The sequence below is a fragment of the Deinococcus ficus genome (assembly GCF_003444775.1).
GTDB lineage: Bacteria > Deinococcota > Deinococci > Deinococcales > Deinococcaceae > Deinococcus > Deinococcus ficus.
The window spans coordinates 1,870,500-1,889,330 of record NZ_CP021081.1; the positions used below are offsets into that span (position 1 = coordinate 1,870,500).

The 18,831-nt window shown below is 72.6% G+C and carries 14 protein-coding genes; 6 read left to right on the top strand and 8 right to left on the bottom strand.

Features of this window, described 5'->3' with window-relative positions; genetic code table 11:
• The first annotated feature begins 20 nt into the window (after nt 1-20).
• Both pyrF and DFI_RS09130 read left to right on the top strand, forming a co-directional pair.
• The gene (gene pyrF, locus DFI_RS09125; RefSeq protein WP_027461867.1) at nt 21-821 is read left to right on the top strand and encodes an orotidine-5'-phosphate decarboxylase; all 801 of its coding nucleotides are present in this window, start codon (nt 21-23) and stop codon (nt 819-821) included.
• A gap of 12 nt (nt 822-833) precedes the next feature.
• On the top strand, nt 834-1,259 hold the full coding sequence (locus DFI_RS09130; RefSeq protein ID WP_027461868.1) for a DUF7878 domain-containing protein: 426 nt from the start codon (nt 834-836) through the stop codon (nt 1,257-1,259).
• A gap of 3 nt (nt 1,260-1,262) precedes the next feature.
• Here DFI_RS09130 and trpE read toward each other — a convergent pair whose 3' ends face one another.
• The 3 genes from trpE to DFI_RS09145 form a co-directional block, all read right to left on the bottom strand.
• Nucleotides 1,263-2,690, bottom strand: coding sequence for an anthranilate synthase component I (gene trpE, locus DFI_RS09135; RefSeq protein ID WP_027461869.1), 1,428 nt, complete (start codon nt 2,688-2,690; stop codon nt 1,263-1,265).
• A gap of 180 nt (nt 2,691-2,870) precedes the next feature.
• Nucleotides 2,871-6,224, bottom strand: coding sequence for a DEAD/DEAH box helicase (locus DFI_RS09140; protein WP_027461870.1), 3,354 nt, complete (start codon nt 6,222-6,224; stop codon nt 2,871-2,873).
• Nucleotides 6,225-6,358: 134 nt separating this feature from the next.
• Entirely contained in the window at nt 6,359-6,808 is a 450-nt protein-coding gene (locus tag DFI_RS09145; RefSeq protein ID WP_022801603.1) for a universal stress protein, read from the bottom strand.
• Between the two features lie 90 nt (nt 6,809-6,898).
• Between DFI_RS09145 and DFI_RS09150 the strand changes: the two genes are divergently transcribed.
• The 4 genes from DFI_RS09150 (at nt 6,899) to DFI_RS09165 (ending at nt 12,464) form a co-directional block, all read left to right on the top strand.
• Nucleotides 6,899-7,693 carry a TIGR00282 family metallophosphoesterase gene (locus DFI_RS09150; protein ID WP_022801602.1) on the top strand — a complete coding sequence of 265 codons (795 nt, stop codon included), beginning with the start codon at nt 6,899-6,901 and terminating at the stop codon, nt 7,691-7,693.
• A 218-nt stretch (nt 7,694-7,911) separates the two neighbouring features.
• Entirely contained in the window at nt 7,912-10,422 is a 2,511-nt protein-coding gene (locus DFI_RS09155; RefSeq protein WP_027461871.1) for a phosphoenolpyruvate carboxylase, read from the top strand.
• Between the two features lie 46 nt (nt 10,423-10,468).
• Complete coding sequence (locus DFI_RS09160) at nt 10,469-11,926, top strand: alpha-amylase family glycosyl hydrolase (RefSeq protein ID WP_027461872.1); 1,458 nt, start codon at nt 10,469-10,471, stop codon at nt 11,924-11,926.
• A gap of 61 nt (nt 11,927-11,987) precedes the next feature.
• Nucleotides 11,988-12,464 (top strand): 2'-5' RNA ligase family protein, encoded by a 477-nt coding sequence (locus DFI_RS09165; protein ID WP_162145397.1) that lies wholly within the window; start codon nt 11,988-11,990, stop codon nt 12,462-12,464.
• A gap of 46 nt (nt 12,465-12,510) precedes the next feature.
• On the opposite strand, the gene DFI_RS09170 is transcribed toward DFI_RS09165, so the two are convergent.
• From DFI_RS09170 to smpB, 5 genes are all read right to left on the bottom strand, one after another.
• Nucleotides 12,511-12,819, bottom strand: coding sequence for a hypothetical protein (locus tag DFI_RS09170; protein WP_027461873.1), 309 nt, complete (start codon nt 12,817-12,819; stop codon nt 12,511-12,513).
• A 49-nt stretch (nt 12,820-12,868) separates the two neighbouring features.
• Nucleotides 12,869-16,165, bottom strand: coding sequence for an AAA family ATPase (locus DFI_RS09175; RefSeq protein WP_027461874.1), 3,297 nt, complete (start codon nt 16,163-16,165; stop codon nt 12,869-12,871).
• Nucleotides 16,166-16,262: 97 nt separating this feature from the next.
• Nucleotides 16,263-16,805 (bottom strand): GerMN domain-containing protein, encoded by a 543-nt coding sequence (locus DFI_RS09180; protein WP_027461875.1) that lies wholly within the window; start codon nt 16,803-16,805, stop codon nt 16,263-16,265.
• The gene (locus DFI_RS09185; protein ID WP_244940257.1) at nt 16,802-18,325 is read right to left on the bottom strand and encodes an N-acetylmuramoyl-L-alanine amidase; all 1,524 of its coding nucleotides are present in this window, start codon (nt 18,323-18,325) and stop codon (nt 16,802-16,804) included. Before DFI_RS09185 ends, DFI_RS09180 begins: the two co-directional genes overlap by 4 nt.
• Nucleotides 18,322-18,753 (bottom strand): SsrA-binding protein SmpB, encoded by a 432-nt coding sequence (smpB, locus tag DFI_RS09190; RefSeq protein ID WP_027461877.1) that lies wholly within the window; start codon nt 18,751-18,753, stop codon nt 18,322-18,324. Before smpB ends, DFI_RS09185 begins: the two co-directional genes overlap by 4 nt.
• Between the last annotated feature and the right edge of the window lie 78 nt (nt 18,754-18,831).

Sequence of the window (18,831 nt, forward strand, 5' to 3'; positions counted from 1 at the left end):
GGTGCTACGCTGAACGCCCGATGACATTCGCTGCCGCTGTCACGGACCGCACCCTGAGCCTTCACACCCGCCTGTGCGTGGGCCTGGACCCCCGCCTGGACGCCTACCGGGACGCGGACCACCTGCGGCAGCACACCCTGGACGTGCTGGAGGCCACCGCCCCGCACGCCGCGTGCGTCAAACCCCAGCTGGCGTTCTACGAGGCGCTCGGCCTGGACGGCCTGCGCATCCTGGAAGAGGTCTGCGCCGCCGCCCGCACCCTGGGCCTGCCGGTGCTGCTGGACGGCAAACGCGGCGACATCGGCAGCACCGCCGCCGCCTACGCCCAGGGCTGGCTCACCGGCCCTCACGCCGGCAGCGCCCTGACCGTGAACCCCTTCCTGGGCTTCGAGACCCTCACGCCCTTCCTGGACGCCGCCCGGCGCGAGGGCGGCGCGATCTTCGTGCTCGTGAAGACCAGCAACCCCGGCCAGGCCGACCTGCAGGGCGGCGGCGTGAGCGAACGCGTCGCCGCCGAGGTCACCCGCCTGAACGACCAGGAGGACAGCCGGTACGGCAGCGTCGGCGCGGTCGTGGGCGCCACGCACCCGCAGGACCTCGCCCTGTACCGCCGCCTGATGCCCCGCGCGCTGCTGCTCCTGCCCGGCCTGGGCGCCCAGGGCGCCACCGCCGGCGAACTCGCCGCCGCCTTCCACCCCGACGGCACGGGGGCCCTCGCCAGCGCCAGCCGCGGCGTGCAGTACGCGCAGGGCCTGGACGTGCACGCCAGCATCGGGGCCGCGAGAGCGTTCCAGGCCGAACTGAACGGCGCCTTCGCCTGATCCGAGGAAAGGATGACGCGCGGGCTGGACATCGAATTCATCATCGGCAAGCTCGTCTGGTACAACCGCGATTACTCCGGTGCGCTGCCGGTCAACTTTGAGGCCGAGCCGCTCACGATCCGGGTTGGTGGCGCAAACTGGTTTTCAGATTTTGTCGCCGTCGGAGAGCTTATGGTCACGTTGGAACACTGGCTCGACAGTGAGATCGCAATCCAGCAACAGGGGTTCGCCTTTCACTCAATCGATACGGAGGACAATCCCGTTCTGCTGCTGGCCCCGACGGGCCGGGGTACGGAATGGACCCTTCGCCAGTTTGACCCCGATGCTCCGGTCATGCATCTCCCTGCCGGCGACGTGGAACAGCTCCTGCGCAACTGGCATGACACGATTGCGGCGAAGATCCGGCGGCAGTTCGGGGAGGTTCACGTCACCTGGTAAAGCTCAGAGCCCCCGGGCGGCCATTTCCACGGCGCGTTTCAGGGCGGCGGCCTTGTTGCGGGTTTCCTGTTCCTCGCTGTGGGGGTCGCTGTCGGCGACGATGCCCGCGCCGGCCTGGATGTGCAGCTGCCCGCCGGTGATGACCATGGTGCGCAGGGTGAGGGCCATGTCCATGCTGCCGTCCAGGGCGACGTACCCGAAGCAGCCGCCGTAGGGGCCGCGGCGGGTGGGTTCGAGTTCGTTGATGATTTCCATGGCGCGGATCTTGGGCGCGCCGCTGACGGTGCCCATGGGCAGGACGCTGGCGAGGGCGTGCAGAGGCGTGCGGTCGCCCTTCAGTTCGCCGGTGACGGTGCTGACGAGGTGCATGACGTGGCTGTAGCGTTCGATCTGGAAAGCGCTCTGCACGCGGACGGTGCCGTAGCGGCTGACGCGGCCCAGGTCGTTGCGGCCCAGGTCCACCAGCATGAGGTGCTCGGCGCGTTCCTTGTCGTCCTGGAGGAGGTCCTGGGCGTTCGCGTCGTCTTCCTGGGGGGTGCGGCCGCGGATGCGGGTGCCGGCGATGGGGCGGGTGGTGACGGTGCGGCCGTCGCTGGCGAGCAGGCTTTCGGGGCTGCTGGCGACCAGGGTGACGTCCCCGAGGTGCAGGTAGCCGAGGTACGGGCTGGGGTTCACGCGGCGCAGCGCGCGGTACACCGCGAAGGGGTGAAGGTCGCCCAGGGGGGCGCTGAAGCGCTGGCTGGGCACGACCTGGAACACGTCCCCGGCGCGGATGTACGCCAGGGCCTTTTCCACGGCGGCGTGGAAGGCCTCGGGCGTGAAGTTGCTGGTGAAGGTGGGGGGCGTGGTGGGCGTGCGGCCGGGCACGTCCGGAAGGGGACCGCGCAGGGCGGTGACGAGCCGGGCGGTGACGGCGTCCGCCTGCGCCTGGGTGGGGGCGGTGGCGACCGCGATCAGGCGGTGTTTAAGGTGGTCGAAGATCACCATGCCTTCGGGCATGACGTACAGCGCGTCCGGGATGTTCAGCTCGTCGGGGGTGGTGTCGGGGAGCGTCTCGTAGGCGCGGATGATGTCGTAGCTGGCGTACCCGACCGCTCCGCCGATCAATGCGGGCAGGCCGTCCGGGACGGGGGCGGGGCGGGTGGTGGTGCGGTACAGCCGCGCCAGGGGGTCGGCGTCCGGGCCGTCATAGTCGCCGAAGGCGCCGCTGGACTGCACCCGGCCGTGGCGGTAGGTGAATCTTCCCTGTTCGCCCACGCCGATGAAGGAGTAGCGGCCCAGTTTCTCGCCGGCCTCCACGCTTTCGAGCAGGAAGGACACGGCGTGGCCCTGCGCGACTTTCAGGTACGCGGTGACGGGGGTGTCCAGGTCGGCGTTGAGTTCCTGCACGGCCAAGCAGGGCTGCGGGAGGGTGGGGGGGGCGTCGGTCATGGGGCTCCTCGGGGGGTGGGCAGGCACGAAAAAGCGCCCGGTGGGGGTTCCACCTGGGCGCGGTCTGGACGGCACGCGGTTACTCCCAGGCGCTGCTGGGCCACCACCACATGCCGGTCACGGTCATGCCGGGACGATACCCGCCTGCCGGGCGGGGCCGGGGCTCCTGTCTAGCGCAGCTCAGGGGCGGGCGGGGCCGTCATCGTCCGCGAGGGGCGCGAACAGGCGGTCGAGGTCCTGCGCGGAGAGCTGCGTGGCGTCGCTGAGCCCGCCGTCCAGGATGCCGCGGGCCAGCGCGGCCTTGCGGGCCTGGAGGTCCAGGATGCGTTCCTCGACGCTGCCGGCCGCGATGAGCTTGTACACGAACACCGGCTTGTCCTGCCCGATGCGGTAGGCGCGGTCGGTGGCCTGGTCCTCCGCGGCCGGGTTCCACCACGGGTCGTAGTGGATGACGGTGTCGGCCGCCGTGAGGTTCAGGCCCACCCCGCCGGCCTTCAGGGTGATCAGGAACACCTGCGTCTCGCCCTGCTGGAAGCGGTCGATCTGCGCCTGGCGGTCCTGGGTCTGCCCGGTGATCATGCTGTACGGGATGGCCTGCCCTTTCAGCCAGTCCTCCAGGTGCCCGAGCAGGGTGGCGAACCCGCTGAAGATCAGCACGCGCCGGCCTTCCTCAAGCATCTGAGGGAGGTTGCCCTGCAGCCAGTCGAACTTGGCGTTGCCTTCCACGCTGCGGGCGGCTTCCAGTTTCACCAGGCGGGGGTCCGTGACGGCCTGCCGCAGTTTGAGCAGCGCGTCCAGGATGGCGATGGTGCTGCGCGCCAGCCCGCGCGCCTGGAGTTCCTGCCGGACGCGGGATTCCATGGTGACGCGCACGGTCTCGTACAGGTCGCGCTGGTCGCCGTCCAGGGTGACGCGCACGGGGATCTCGGTCTTGGGGGGCAGTTCGCGGGCCACGTCGCGTTTCTCGCGCCGCAGGATGAAGGGGCGCACCCGGGCGGCCAGGGCGGCGCGGCGGTGCGGGTCGCCGCGTTTCTCGATGGGCGTGCGGTACAGGTCCCGGAAGGTCTTCTCGTCGTGCAGCAGGCCGGGCGACAGGAAGTTGAACTGCGACCACAGTTCCCCCAGGTGGTTTTCCAGCGGGGTGCCGGTCAGCGCCAGGCGGTGCCGGGCGTCCAGGGCGCCGGCAGCCTTGGCGGCGGCGGTCTTGCTGTTCTTGATGTTCTGCGCCTCGTCCAGGATCAGCAGGTGGTAGGCGTGCTCGCCGAGTTCGGCGATGTCGCGCGGCAGCAGCGGGTACGTGCTGAGGATCAGGTCGAAGTCCGGGATGCGGTGGAAGTGCTCGCGGCGGTCCTTGCCATGCAGGGTCAGGACCCGCAGGTCCGGCGTGAACTTGGCGGCCTCGGCCTGCCAGTTGCCGATCACGCTGGTCGGCGCGACCACCAGGCTGGGCCGGTCGGCGCGGCCGGACTGCTTCTCGGTCAGGAGGTGCGCGAGGGTCTGGAGGGTCTTGCCCAGGCCCATGTCGTCGGCAAGGATGCCGCCCATGTCGGTCTCGCGCAGGAACTGCAGCCAGCTCAGGCCCTGCACCTGGTAGGGGCGCATCTCGGCGTTCAGGCCGGGCGGCGGGGAGACCGGGGTGACGCCCTCGAAGTTCTGGAGTTTGTGGCCCAGTTCCAGCAGGCGTTCGGCGCCCACCCAGCGCGCCTGCACGGCGCCTTCGAGCTGCGCGAGCCGGGCGGCGTCCAAGAGGGGAAGGCGCAGCGGGCCGCTGGGCAGGTCCCGCAGGTTGAGTTCCACCAGCACGCCCAGGATGGCCTTGACGCGCCCGGCGGGCAGGGCGACGCGGCGGCCGTCGCCGAGGGCGGCGTACAGCGTCTCGTCGTCGGACAGTTCGGCCAGGGCCTCGGGCGTGAACAGTTCCGGGCTGCGGGCGATCAGGTCGGCCAGCACCGGGATCAGGCTGATGCGGCTGCCGTCCACCACGATGCCCAGGTCCAGCGTGAACCAGCCGCCGAAGCTGTCGTCGGTCTCGCCGTACCAGTCCTGAATCTCGGCGTAGTTCAGGGGGAAGTCCGGGTGGATGTGCAGGCTGAAGCCCTCGGCGGCGAGGCGCTCGCGGCCGCGCTGCATGAAGTCCATCCAGGCGTCCTCGTCCGGCTGCGCCAGGAAGTCCAGCAGCTCGGGCGGGTAGGTCAGGTCCTCGCCCTGCAGTTCCGCGAGGCGCGCGAAGCCCGCCAGGTGCAGCGCCCGCACCGCTTCGCGCTCCTGTTCCGGATCGCGCCGCACGCGGGTGAGCACCCCGCCGCGGTACACGGTGGGGGCCGGGCCGTCGCGGCCGGCGGTATCAGGTAGGGTCAGGCCGCCGTACGCGTGGCGGAGTTCCGCGACCGGCAGGGTGCGGGTCTCGCCGCGCACCATCCAGCGGTCCCGGACCTGCACGGTGGCCGTGCGGCCCGTCAGGTGCAGCTGTGGGGTGTACGGCAGGTGTTCTTCCTGCACCTGCACGGTGTGCGGCAGCGGCAGCGGCAGGCCCGACGCGGTGATGGCGTGCGCCAGGGCGGTGGCCTGCCCGGTGGTCAGCGCCGGCCCGCCCAAGAACTGCGCGACCTGGGCGGCCGGCACGTCCGGCGTGACCCGCGAGATGGTCTGCGTGCCCAGCTGCACCGCCCAGGGCCGCGTGCCCACCGGCAGCACCTGGGCGTCCGGGGCGTCCGGGAGCAGCAGCGTGGGGTATTGCAGGCCCTTGGCGTCCACGCCCCAGCCCAGCGTGCCGGGCAGGTCCGGGCCGCGCCGCAGGGGCGTCTCCACCCGCTCCCAGCACAGGCGGCCCGTGTCGGCCAGGGAGTCCAGCAGCAGGTCGGCGGCCGGGTGGTCACCGATGACGTGCACCGCCTCCTGCCAGCGGCCGGGGGCGTGCGCCGCCGAGGTGGTCATCTCCAGGAGTTTGAGCAGGTTCGCGTCCCGGCGGGCAAAGGCGGGCGCGGTGCTCAGGCTGCGCGGCACGGCGTAGTGCTCGGCGGCCTGCACGTCCGGCACGTCCCCCCGCACCGGCAGGCGCAGCAGCGCGATGGCGGCCCGCCCGGCGCCGCTCCCCCCGCCGGCCGCGGCGGGCGGCAGCAGCCGCAGCACGTACCGCAGCTCGAACTGCCGGCCGCGGGACGTGGTGGGCGCGGCCGCGAAGCCCTCCAGCCACTGCTGCACGCGGGCGTCCAGGGGTTCCTCGGCCGGGCGGGCCGGGGCGGCCTGCGCGGGCGGGGAGCCCTCGGGCGGGTCGGTCGCCAGGACCAGCGCGGCCACGTGCCGGCAGCGGTACCGGCCGCAGGTGCAGGCGCTCGACAGCAGCTGCGGGTCCGGGGCGGGCGAGAGTTCCACGCTGGCGTGGTAGCTGCGCCCGCCGTCCATCACGGACCCCTCGGCCCGCCAGCCGCCGGGCGTCCAGTCGCGGGTCACGTCCTGCACCGCTTCCTGGCGCAGCGCGAGGCCCTGGGCAGCGGTGTCCAGCGCGAAGCCGTGAGGCAGCCGGCTGAGTTTCACGCGCTCACCCCGGGCGTACCGGTCCCGCTGGGCCGGTGGTCATGGCAGGCAGCAATGACAAACACGCCCCTGAGCATACCGCGCTTCGGCTAATCCTGCCGCGCGGCGGCCCCGGGGGCGTGCCGGAACGGGGGTCAGCGGGTCCAGGTGGTGGGCACCTGCCCGGCGCGGATCAGCAGCACCGGCACCGGCGAGTGGTGCGCCACGGCCTCCGCCACGCTGCCCAGCAGGGCCCGCCCGAGGCCGCTGCGGCCGTGCGTGCTCATCACGATCATGCTGGCCTGCTCCTGCGCGGCCACGTCCAGGATCACGCGGGGAATGGTACGCCCCCCAGCCCGCTCGACGCGCAGGGTGCCGCCCGGCAGCTGACGCTCGACGCCGGCCCGCAGTTCCTCCTCGGCCGCGCGGTCCTCCTCTGGGGTGGGGGCGGGCACGTACGCGAACTCCCCGACCAGCGGGGCCGGGTCCGGGTGGACGGTCAGGGCGGTCAGGCGCGCACCGAGCGCCTGGGCGAGGTTGTGCGCGTGGGCGAGGGCCTGCTGGCCGAGGTCACTGCCGTCCGTGGTGACGAGGATCGTGGTCATACGCGTGCCTCCTGTACGCCCAGTACAGCACGCCGGGCGGGGGCCGGTGGTCCCGGCGCCGCGGGCACCCGGGCGGGATAGTGTGGGCGCATGTTGCGGGTGCTTTTCGTGGGGGACGTGTTCGGTCAGCCGGGGCGGCGGGTGCTGTCCGCGCGCCTGCCGGAATTAAGAAAAGGTGTGGATTTCGCGGTGGTGAACATGGAGAACTCCGCCGGCGGGTTCGGCATGCACCGCGAGGCCGCCGACGCGGCCCTGAAGGCCGGCGCGGACTGCTTCACGCTCGGCAACCACGCCTGGCACCACCGCGACGTCTTCACCATGATGAACGACGAGGTGACCTACCCCATCGTCCGCCCGCTGAACTACAGCGACCCCGGCGCGCCCGGCGTGGGCTGGCGCACCTTCGACGTGCAGGGCGAGGGCGGCAGCCGGGAACGACTGACGGTCGTGCAGGTCCTCGGACGGGTGTTCATGGAGGCGCTCGCCAACCCCTTCCGCGCGCTGGACGACCTGCTGGACCGCGGCGAGGACCTGGGCAACATCCTGGTGGACGTGCACGCCGAGGCCACCAGCGAGAAACAGGCGCTCGCGTGGCACCTCGACGGCCGGGTGGCGGCCGTGATCGGCACGCACACGCACGTGCCCACCGCCGACACCCGCATCCTGCCCGGCGGCACCGCCTACCAGACCGACGCGGGCTTCACCGGGCCGCACGACAGCGTGATCGGCAGCGACCCGGCCGCGCCCATCCAGCGCTTTCTCACCGAACGGCACGACCGGTACCGCGTCGCGGACGGCCGCGCCGAACTGAACGGCGTGCGCCTGGAGCTCGAATGGAACCGCGCCGTGAAGATCGAACGGGTGCGGATCGTCGAAGGCGAGTAAGGGGCGTCGCAGGTTGGGCAGGCACGGACCCACGTTCCCGGCGGCAGCAGGCAGACGAAGCTGACCGGAAGCGGGCCAGGCAGAGGGCGAGCAGCACGCCCAGGAGCAGCCTCCTGCCCCGAAAACACTGAGCGCCCGGAACAGGCGTGTCAGCGGCCGACCGGAAGTTGTCCTCACGCCTGACCGCTTCGTGTCTTTTCTACGTTTATGCTGCCGACATGGGCATTCGCAGTGACGTGAATCTGTTGGGCCGGACGCTGGGCCAGGTCATCCGGGAGCAGGAGGGCGAGGCGTTCTTCGACCTGGTGGAACGCACGCGCGCGCTGGTGCGGGAAGCCCGCGCGGGCGAGGGCGACGTGGAACTCCGCGCCATGATCGGCGGACTGTCCGGCGCGGAGGCGGGGCGGCTGGCGCGGGCGTTCACGTGGTACTTCCAGCTGGTGAACCTGGCCGAGGAGTACGAGCGGGTGCGGGTGCTGCGCGCGGCCGGCGGCGTGCGGTCGCAGAGCCTGGAGGGCGCCCTGACCGAACTGAAGGCCCAGGGCCTGGAGGCTGCGGAGGTGGAGGCGCTGATCGAGCGGCTGGATCTGGGCCTGACCTTCACAGCTCACCCCACGGAGATGCGGCGCCGTACGGTGCGGGCGCACCTGGTGGCGGTGGCGCGCGCCATTCCGGAACTGGAGTCCGAGTCGCTGCGCGAGGAGGCGCTGGAGCGCGTGGCGGCGCACGTGGAGGCGATGTGGACCACGCCGGAGCTGCGGCACCTGAAGCCCACCGTGCTGGATGAGGTGAAGGGCGGCCTGAGTTACATCCCGAACATTGCGCGGGCCCTGCCGAGCCTGCAACGGGACCTGCAGCGCGCGTTCCGGCACGTGTACGGCGTGGAGTCGGAGGCGGCGCTGCCGCTGAGTTTCTCGTCGTGGATGGGCGGGGACCGGGACGGCAACCCGTTCGTGACGCCGCAGGCGACCCAAGAGGCGCTGGGCCTGCACCGGGACCGGGCGCGGGAGGTGCTGCTCGGGGCGATCACGCAGGCGTACGCGGACCTGAGTCAGGAAACGGCCGGGCAGACCGAGGTGGGGGATGGGAAGGAACCCTACCGACAGGAGCTGCGGGCCCTGCACGACGCCGTGCGGGACGGGGTGCCCGTAGAGCTGCTGCCGAGGCTGGAGGCCCTGCACGCCCGGCTGCACGCCGACGGGCAGCACCGCAGCGCGGATCAGCTGCTGATGCCGCTGCTGACGGTGGCGCGGGTGTTCGGGCAGCACCTGGTGAGCCTGGACATCCGCGAGCACAGCGCGCAGGTGGGCGCGGCGGTGGCGGAGTTGCTGCGCGCGGCAGGCGTGGAGGCGAACTACCAGGACCTGCCCGAGCACGCGAAACTGGACCTGCTGACCGGTGAACTGCGGTCCCGCCGCCCGCTGTGGCCGGCGGGCGAGGCGCTGCCGGACGCGCTGGAGGCGGCCATCGGTCCCGTCCGGGAGGTCCGGGCGGCGGTGCAGGCGGTGGGGCCGGGCGCGTTCGGGCGGTACGTGATCAGCATGGCCGAGAGCGTCAGTGACGTGCTGGAGCCGCTGCTGCTGGCGCGGGAGGTGGGGTTCCGGGTGCTGCCGGTGCCGCTGTTCGAGACGCTGGACGACCTGCGCCGCGCCCCGCAGGTGGTGTGGGAGCTGCTGAGCGTGCCCGAGTACCGCGCGGTGCTGGGCGACGACGTGCAGGAGATCATGCTGGGTTACAGCGACAGCAACAAGGACGCCGGGTTCCTCGCGGCGAACTGGGCGCTGCACGAGGCGCAGCGCAAGATCAGCGAGGTGTGCCGCCGCGCGGGCGTGCGCTGGCGCTTTTTCCACGGGCGCGGCACCAGCATCGGCCGGGGCGGCGGGCCGGCCGGCCGGGCGATCCTGGGGCAGCCGGCCGGCACCATCGACGCGGGCCTGCGCATCACGGAGCAGGGGGAGGCGCTGGCCGACAAGTACAGCCACCCCATGCTGGCCCGCCGGAACCTGGAGCAGGCGCTGTACGGCCTGCTGCTGGCCGCGGCCCGGCCGCCGGTGGACCCGCCGGCCGCGTGGCTGGCGGCGATGGACCGCGCGGCCGGCGCGAGCGCGGCGGCATACCGCGCGCTGGTGGACAACCCGGCGTTCCTGCCGTTTTTCGAGGCGGTCACGCCCATTCACGAGATCGCCCGACTGAACATCGCGTCCCGGCCGGTGCGGCGGCCCGGCGCGCCGACGCTGGGGAACCTGCGCGCGATTCCGTGGGTGATGTCCTGGACGCAGAACCGCGTGAACCTGCCTGGCTGGTACGGGCTGCGCGAGGGCCTGCGGGAGATCGGGTTGGACGCGGCCCGCGAGATGTACAGGGACTGGCCGTTCTTCCGGGCGGTGCTGGACAACGCGCAGATGAGCCTCGCCAAGAGCGACCCGCTGATCGTGGGCGAGTACCTGCGCCTGGGCACGGACGCCCACCCCACCGGGACGGCGCTGCTGGACGCGTACGCGGACACGGTGGCGCTGGTGCAGGACGTGGTGGGGGCGGAGCTGATGGCGAACGAGCCGCGCCTGAAGGAGAGCATCGCGCTGCGCAACCCGTACATCGATCCCCTTCACCGCATTCAGGCGGAACTGCTGCGCCGCAGCCGCGCGGAGCCGGGCGGCCTGGACGAGTTCGAGGTGCCGCTGCTGCTCAGCATTCAGGGTATCGCGGCGGGGGTGCGCAACACCGGGTAAAGCCGGGCTTCACGGCCTGGGCGGCGCGCAGGGGTACAGTCACTCCATGCGCGCCTCTCCCCTGCTCTCCCTGACGGTCCTGACCGCCCTGCTGGCCGGCCCGGCCGCGTCCGCCCAGACCGCCCCGCCCTCCTTCGAGGGGCAGGTGATCTATCAGGTGATGCCGGACCGCTTCTTCGACGGGGACGCGGCCAACAACGCCGGCGTGGACCGCGGGAACCTGCGCGCGTGGCACGGCGGGGACCTGCCGGGCCTCACGCAGAAGCTGCCGTACATCACGGACCTGGGCGCCACGGCGGTGTGGCTCACGCCGGTGTACCGGCAGCAGGCCGGGAACAGCTTCGACACGTCCGCGTACCACGGCTACTGGCCGGAGGACTTCCGGGACGTGGACCCCCACTTCGGCACGCTGGCGCAGTTCGACGCGTTCGTGAAGGCCGCGCAGGCCGCGAACGTGCGGGTGGTGCTGGATCAGGTGGTCAACCACTACGGGTACGGCGCCACGGCCGTGACCGCCCAACGCGACTGGTTCACGCCCCAGGCGCAGTGCGACGCTTCCCAGAACAAGGACGTGGACTGTCCCCTGTCGGGCCTGCCGGACCTGAACCAGGGCAACCCGCAGGTGCGGGAGCTGCTGCTGGGCAACGCGGAGTTCTGGCGGGCGCGGGGCGTGAGCGCCTTCCGGTACGACGCGATCCGGCACGTGCCGCAGGCGTTCCTGAAAGACCTCCTGGCCCGCGACCGCGCGGCCGGCACCTGGACGCTCGGGGAGTGGTACGACGCCGACACCGGCACCGTCGCCGAGTGGCAGAAGGCAGGTTTCGACAGCCTGTTCCTGTTCAGCCTGCAGAAGGCCATGAAGGCCAGCCTGATGTCCGGGCAGAGCCTCACGCAGGTGCGGGGCGTGCTGGAACGCCAGGATGAGCTGCCCCGGCCCGGGGAGGTGACGCTGTTCCTGGACAACCACGACATCCCCCGGTTCGCGCAGGGCAGCCTGTTCGCGGACGAGGGCCAGATGAACACCCGTTACGGCCTGCGCGCCCTGATGACCCTCAAGGGCGTGCCCGTGCTGTACCAGGGCATCGAGATCGCGCAGCGCGGCGGTCCGGATCCGGACAACCGCCAGGACATGCGCTTCGAGGCGCAGTGGACGCCCGGCGAGAAGGCCGTGCATGCCGCCGCCCGGAGTGCCATCGCGGCAAGGAAGGCCAGCCCGGCCCTGAGCCTGGGCTCGCAGACGCTGCTGCCCATGCCCGCCGCCGTGCAGGACGACCTGCTGCTGCTGCTGCGCGAGCAGGGCGGACAGCGCGTCCTGGCCGCCTGGAGCGGCGCCCGGCAGCGCCGCACGTACAGCCTGCCCCTCAACAAGCTCGGGCTCAGCGTCGGCGGGCAGGACCTCACGAAATCCCTGTTCGCCGACCAGAACGCCGGGCTCAGCGTGAAGGGCGGGTACCTGCACGTCAGCATCGACGGCCGGGACGCCGCCGCCTTCACGCTGAAGTGAGGCCCCGCCCCTGAACACGCCGCAGACCACGGTCGCCCTGTGGTTCCCGGAGCTGGAGGGGGTGCTGGGACCCTGGCGGCCGCGGGTGCCGGCCGCGAAGTACGGCGTGGCCCCGCACCTCACCCTTCTGTACCCCTGGGTGCCTGCCCCGGCGACCGATGCTCAGGTAGAGCGGCTGCGAACCGCGTGGCGCGGCGCCGCGCCCTTCGAGCTGACATTCCGGCAGGTCGGACGCGTCCCGGGGGTGCTGTGGCTGGCGCCGGAACCTCGGGACACCGTGCTGCGGCTGATGCACGCGGTCGCGGCGGCCTTCCCGGAGACGCCTGCGTACGGTGGGCAGTTCACGCATCCGGAACCGCACCTCACCGTGGCGAAAGGCTCCGCCCCTGTGCTCGACGGTATTCAGGCCGAGGTGCAGGCCCTGCTGGACCGCACCGGCGGCCTGAAGGTTCCCGTGCGCGGCGCGGTCGTCGCCAGCCAGGACGCGGCGGGCTTCTGGCACGTCACCCACCACCTGCCGTTCGCTGGGCCGGACTGAAGCGAGCCCGCCTGGAATGGTCCGGGTGGCCCTCCCCCTCTCGTCTTCAGCTGTCGAATGCACGAAGAAACGCACCGAGATGGTCGCGCCACCCCCGCCCGAGGACGAGGGTGCCCAGTTGAGCCGCCGCCTGTCTGTTCTCCGGGAACTCGCGGCTGGCCCCCACCGCCCAGGGCGGCCCGTCACCGTAGGGCTCCGTGAGCAGCGAGAGGACGATCCGCTGCCCCTGGCGGACGAAGCTCTGCTGGTACAGGCTCCACCAGTCGGTGGGCACGTCACCCGCCTCTTCCCGCCAGCCTTTCGCCTGCAGGGCCTCCACCAGAACGAACCATTGCTGCGGCAGATCCAGGGGCACAGGTCAAGGATAGGGCGCCATTCAGCCCTGGCGGCCTCCGTGCCTGGGGCTAGGCGGGTTCACCTTCCTGCCGGATGCTCAGCACGCGGCTGGCGCCGGTCTGGTCGGTGGTCACGCCCCAGAGGGCCTGGGCGACCTCCATGGTGGCCTTCTGGTGCGTGACGAGCAGGAACTGCGCGCCGCGTTCGCTGAAGCGTTTCAGGAAGGCGGTGAAGCGGCGGATGTTCGCCTCGTCCAGTGGAGCGTCCACCTCGTCCAGCACGGCCAGGGGCAGGCCGCCGGCGCCGCCCTCGCCGCCGGCGTGGTTCAGGGCGAACAGGAAGGCGAGGCCGGCCATGGTGCGTTCCCCGGCGGAGAGCAGGGTCATGCTGCGGGTGCGTTTGCCGCGCGGCTGCACGGCGAGGCGCAGGCCGGTGAGGCGGCCGGTGTCGGCAGTTTCCTCTTCCAGGTCGCCGCTGCCGCCGAGCAGTTCGGTGCTGTACTCGCGGAAGGCGGTGTTCACGCGGGTAAAGGCGGCGCGGGTGGCGCTCGTCTCGGCCGTTTCCAGTTCGGTGAGGTGGGTGCGGAGTTCGTCGGCGGCGCCCTGCGCGTCGTTCAGTTCGGCCTGCTGGGCCTGCAAGGCGGCGAGTTCCTCGGCGTGGTCGGTTTCGGCGCGGGCGTTGATGGGTCCGAAGGCGTCCAGGGTGCTGCGGGCGCGGGCGAGTTCCTGCGTCCATTCGCGGGGGGTGCCGGGCGGGGTGCAGCCGGGCGGGACGTCCTCCAGGCTGCCCTCGCGCCGGGCGATCAGGACGCGCAGTTCGTCCAGGCGGGCGCGGGTCTTGTTCTGCGTGCCGATCAGGCTGGCGTAGGTCTGGGCGGCCTGCTCGCGGGCGTACTCGGCGCGGGGGTACTCGTTCTCGTCCAGGGTGCCCAGTTCGGCCTCGCGGCGCTGAACCTCGGCGGCGGCGGCGTGCAGGTGGGCGTCCTGGGTGGCGGCGGCCTGGGCGTTGGCATCCAGCCGGGCGCGCAGTTCGGCGGCGCGGGCGCGGGCGGTGCGGTAGGCCTTCCAGACGGCGTCCAGTTCGCGGGCCAGGGCGAGGCGTTCGGCGGCGGCGCGTTCCTCGGCGCGGTGCGTCTCGGCGCTGTGGCGGGCGGCGGCCAGTTCGGCCTCCAGCGCGGTCACGTCCACGCCTTCCAGCAGGGGACCAGCGGGGGGCGTCTCGTCCGGGCCGAGGCGGTCTCTAAGCCGGTCGCGGTGCGTGGTGAGGCTGCGCACCTGGGCGTCCAGTTCGGTCACGCGGCGTTCGGCGCTGCGTTCCTCGCGGGCGGCGGCCTCGCGGGCGCCGAGCAGGCCGTCGTGCCCCTCGGCGCTGCCGGCCAGGGTGGCCTGCACCTTCTTCAGTTCAGCGTTCAGGCGGGCGGCGGTCCGGTCGGCGTCCTCCAGTTCGGCGTCCAGGTCCTGGAAGCGGCGCTGGTCGGCAAGCACGCCCGTGCCCGCGTCGCGCAGGCGGCCGCCGGTGATCGCCCCGCCGGGCTCCACGAGTTCGCCGTCCAGGGTGACGAGGCGCGGGCGCTGGGCGTGCGTGCGGGCGATGCGGTTGGCGGCCCTGAGGTCCCGGACGATCAGGGTGTCGGCCAGGATGCTCTCCCCCACCAGCGGGGGGTCGGTGGGGCACAGGTCGGCGAGGTTGCCGATCACGCCGTCCTCGCGCAGCAGCGCGGCGTCCCGGCGGGCGCGGGGGCGGATCAGGTCCAGCGGCAGGAAGGTGGCGCGTCCGCCCGTGCGGCGGAGTTCCTCGATGATTTCGCGGGCGTCGTCGGCCCGCGCCACCACGACCTGTTCCAGCCGCCGGCCCAGGGCGGCGCCCACGGCGACCTCGTACTCGGCGGGCACGGTGAGCAGGTCGGCGACGCTGCCCACGATTCCGGGGTGGTTCAGCCGCAGGGCGTTGCGGGCGCCCTCGCCGTAGCGGGCGTAACTGTTCAGGGCGGCTTCCAGGCGTTCGCGTTCGCGGCGCAGCGGGGCCACGCTGGCGTTCACGCGGGCCAGTTCCGCGGTCAGGTGCCGTTCGTGCTGCGTGGCGGCCTCGCGGCCGGCGGCCAGGGTGGCGTACTGCGTCTCGGCGTGCTCGCGGGCGGCGCGGGCGTGCTCCAGTGTCTGCCCGGCGGCGGTCAGGGCGTCCAGGGCCTGGTCCAGGTTGCCCTCGGCGCGGTCCAGTTCGGCGCGCAGGGTCTCGCGGCTGGCGTCAGCGCGGGCGTGCGCCTCGGCGGCCCGGGCGGCCTGCGTGCGGGCGCGGCTGAGGCCCGCGTCCAGGGTGCGCGCGCGGGTCTCGGCGCGTTCGGCGTCCGCGCGGGCGGCGTGCAGCGCGGCGTCCAGGGCGCCCAGGTCCGGCGCGGCCTGCGCGGGCATCTGGGTGGGCAGGGCCGCGAGTTCCGCGGTGAGGGTGTCCTGCTCGGCGTTCAGGTGCGCGCGGTACCGCCCGGCCTGCGCGTGCGCGTCGCGGGCGGCGGTCAGGGCGTCCAGGGCGCCGCGGAACGCCTCCCGGCGGGCGCGGGCCTCCTGGGCGTGCTCGCGGGCGGCCTCCACGGCGGCGGCAGCGGCCTGCACCTCGGCGCCCAGCGCGGCGCTGCGGGCCTCCAGCCCGGCCGCTTCGGCGGCGGCCTGCGTGATCTCACGGTGCAGGGCGGCTTGCCGCTCGCGTTTCAGGGCGTCGTCCAGGGTCAGCACGCGGGCGCTCAGGGCGCGGTGCTCGCGCGCCTCGCGGGCGGCGCGTTCGAGGCGTGCGGCGGCCGCCTCGCGTTCCTGAAGGATCAGCCGCAGCTGGTCCAGGTGCGTGTCGGCTTCCCTCAGCCGGGCCTCGGTTTCCTGGCGGGCGGTCACGGCCCGGGAGAGCCCGGCAGCCTCCTGCACGTACCCGAGCAGCGTCCTGCCTTCGGCCTGCACCACGCCGCTCACCTCGCCCTGCCCGATCACGGCCAGCCCGCCGGGGCCCAGGCCGGTGCCGCGCAGGGCGCCCTGCACGTCCCGGGCGCGCACGGCGCGGCCGTTCAGGTCCTGTTCGCCGGTGCCGTCGCGGTACACGCGCCGCGCCAGGTTCACGCGGCCGTCCGGGGTGAGCAGTTCGAGCTGCACTTCCGCGAGGCCCAGGGGGGCCTTGCCGCCGCTGCCGTGGAAGATCAGTTCGGTGCCGCGCCCGGCGCGCAGTTCGCGGGCGCGGGCCTGGTGCGTCGCCCAGCGGATCGCCTCGACGACGTTGCTCTTCCCGGACCCGTTCGGGCCGATCACGGCGCTGACGCCGGGCCCGAAGTCCAGGCGGGTCTTGTCGGCGAAACTCTTGAAGCCTTGCAGGGTGATGCTCTGAAGCATGAATCTCCGGGAGAGGGGCGGGTGGGCAGGGGCACGGAGCCCACGGGGGCGCGGGGCCGGCCGTGGGCGGTTCAGGGGATGGGGTTAGGGCACCGCGTTACTGATCTGCGCAGTCCTGGCCCGTGAAGGGTTCGCGGAGGTCCAGGTGGCCGAGGGTGTCGGTGTTCTTGCCGGCCAGCAGGAAGGTGACGTCCTGGCCGCGCAGGTCCAGCAGGGTGCGGGTGATGGTGCACAGCAGCATGCGCTCGCCGCTGCTGCCGTACTTCAGCTTGCCGTACTCGGCGCCGAGGTCCACGAAGTAATGCCCGCCGCGGTAGTACACGCGCGGGGCGGGCGTGCCGGCCGGCACCACGCCGATCAGGGCCTTGTCGTTGGGGCCCTGCGCCCAGACGTTCAGCGCGGCCTGCGCGATGGTCCCGACGTCCTTCTGCGTGACCTGCAGGGTCCGCACCTCCATCTTCAGCGCGCGGACCTGCGGGTCGGTGAAGTACACGTTACCTTTCACGGCCTCGCGGTCGGTGAGTTCCAGCTTGGGCGGCTCGGGCGTTTCCGGGGGGCGCTGCACGGCCTGCAGGGCCAGCACGGACGCGCCGAGCAGCAGCAGGGTGATCACGTTGAACAGGGAGAAGAGGCGTTTCATGGCGTGCCTCCGGCGCTGAGGTTGGCGTTGTTGTTCGCGCGGGCGGTGAGGTACGTGGCGACGCTGCGCGCGAGCGAGACCGCCATGACGTCCAGGCGGTCGTCCACGCCGAGCTTGGCGAGGTCCTCGGCGTTGTTCGCCCAGCCGAGCTCCATCAGCAGGGCGGCCTGCGGGGCCTCCCGCAGGGTGAGGATGCGGGTGGTGTTCTCGGCGCTGGCGGTCACGCCGCCGCCCTTGAGTTCCCCGCGCAGCAGTTCGCTGAGCTTGCGGCTGTTCCCGCCGTTGCCGACCGCCAGGACCGCGTACGGGGGTTTGGCGCTGCCGGTGCGCACGGCGTTCACGAGCTGCGCGCTGGACCGGCCGGCCTGTTCGTACACGGTGACGCCCGAGCGTTTCGCGCCGGGCAGGCGGCCCAGGTCCAGGGCGATGTACACGTCGCTCTGGCGGGTGAGGACCAGCTTGTCGTCGAGTTTCATGGTGTTGGCCGAGTCGCGCGTGACCTTGACCTGCCAGCCGGCCTGGGTCATCAGCAGCGCGGCGCGGCGGGCGACTTCCAGGGTGATGTCGCGGCCCACGCCCTGCACCGTCAGGGGGTCGAGCAGCACCAGCGGCCGGGTGACCCGCCCGAGCAGTTCCGGGTTGGTGCGGGGCACGCCGGGGCCGGCGTCCACGACCACGCGCACGCTGCCGGGCCGCACGACCTTGAAGACTCGCAGGCCGCTCGCGGCGGTCAGCGGGAAGGTCAGGGTGAGGTCCTCGCCGCTGCGGGCCAGGGTCACGGACGGCACGAAGGCGCCGCGGGTGGTGTACTTGCGGGCCTCGCCTTTCAGGCCGCGCAGGGTGACCACGGCGTTCCCGCCGCGCTGTTCGTCCAGGACCTCCACGTCGCGGTTCAGGTCGAGGACGAGGCGGTCGGTGTCCTTGCCGGCACGGCTGCTCACGCCGACGAGGCTGGGGGCGGGCACCGTGAAGCTGCCCGCGCGGTACTGCGCGCCCAGGCCGCGGGCCAGGGTGTCCAGGGGCAGGTGCAGGGTGCCGTTCACGTACGTGGCGGTGCGGGCCTGCACGCGGGTGGTGTCCAGCTGCACGGTGTTGAAGTCGGTGGTGGCGCGCTGCTGGTCCTCGTCGATGGGGAGCAGCAGGGTGTGGCCCAGCCCGGTGACGCGCACGATCCCGCCGTCCTCGGTGACCGAGAGCAGCGAGCGGACGGCATCCACGCTGGCGTACTCGGCCCCGAACAGCGTCACACTCTGCACCGCCTGCCCCGCGAAGCTGAGCTTGCCGTAGGTGAGCTGCTCCGCGCTGAGGTTCCCCGGGCGCTCCGGGGCGGCGGTGCCCGGGGTGACGGGCGTGGGGCTGGCCGGGGTGGCGCCGGGCGGCAGGGCGGGAATCTCGGTCTGCTGGGCGTGCGCGAAGGTCGTCCAGAGCAGGCCGGTGCAGGCCAGGGCGGCGGTCAGCAGCACGCTGCCGCGCAGGATCAGGGTGCCGGCCTGGGGCCGGCGCAGGGGGGGGCGGGTCACAGTTCCCTCAGTTCGCGTTTCACGGTCTTCTCCGCCTCGGCGCGGCGTTTGTCATGCAGTTTCTTCCCGCGGGCCAGCGCGAGCTCCACCTTGAAGTAGCGGCCTTTCTGGTACAGCTTGGTGGGCACCAGGGTCAGGCCCTTCTGTTCCAGGCCGCGGCGGAGTTTCTGGATCTCCAGGCGGTTCAGCAGCAGGCGGCGGGGGCGGCGCGGCTCGTGGTTGTTGTAGGTGGCGTCCTTGTAGGGAGGAATGTAGAGCCCCTCGAGTTCGACGTTTCCGGCGCTCAGGCGGGCGAAGGCGTCGCGGAAGTCCACGCCGCCCGCGCGGATGCTCTTCACTTCACTGCCTGTCAGGCTGATGCCCGCCTCGAAGCGCTCCAGCAACTCGTACTCGTGATGAGCGCGGCGGTTGGTGTACACGCGGGGCATTCTAGCAGCCTGCCCCGCGGCGTCCCGGACGCAGGTACGCGTCTTCCGGGGGCCGGGGGCAGGCGGGCGCGCCGGGGC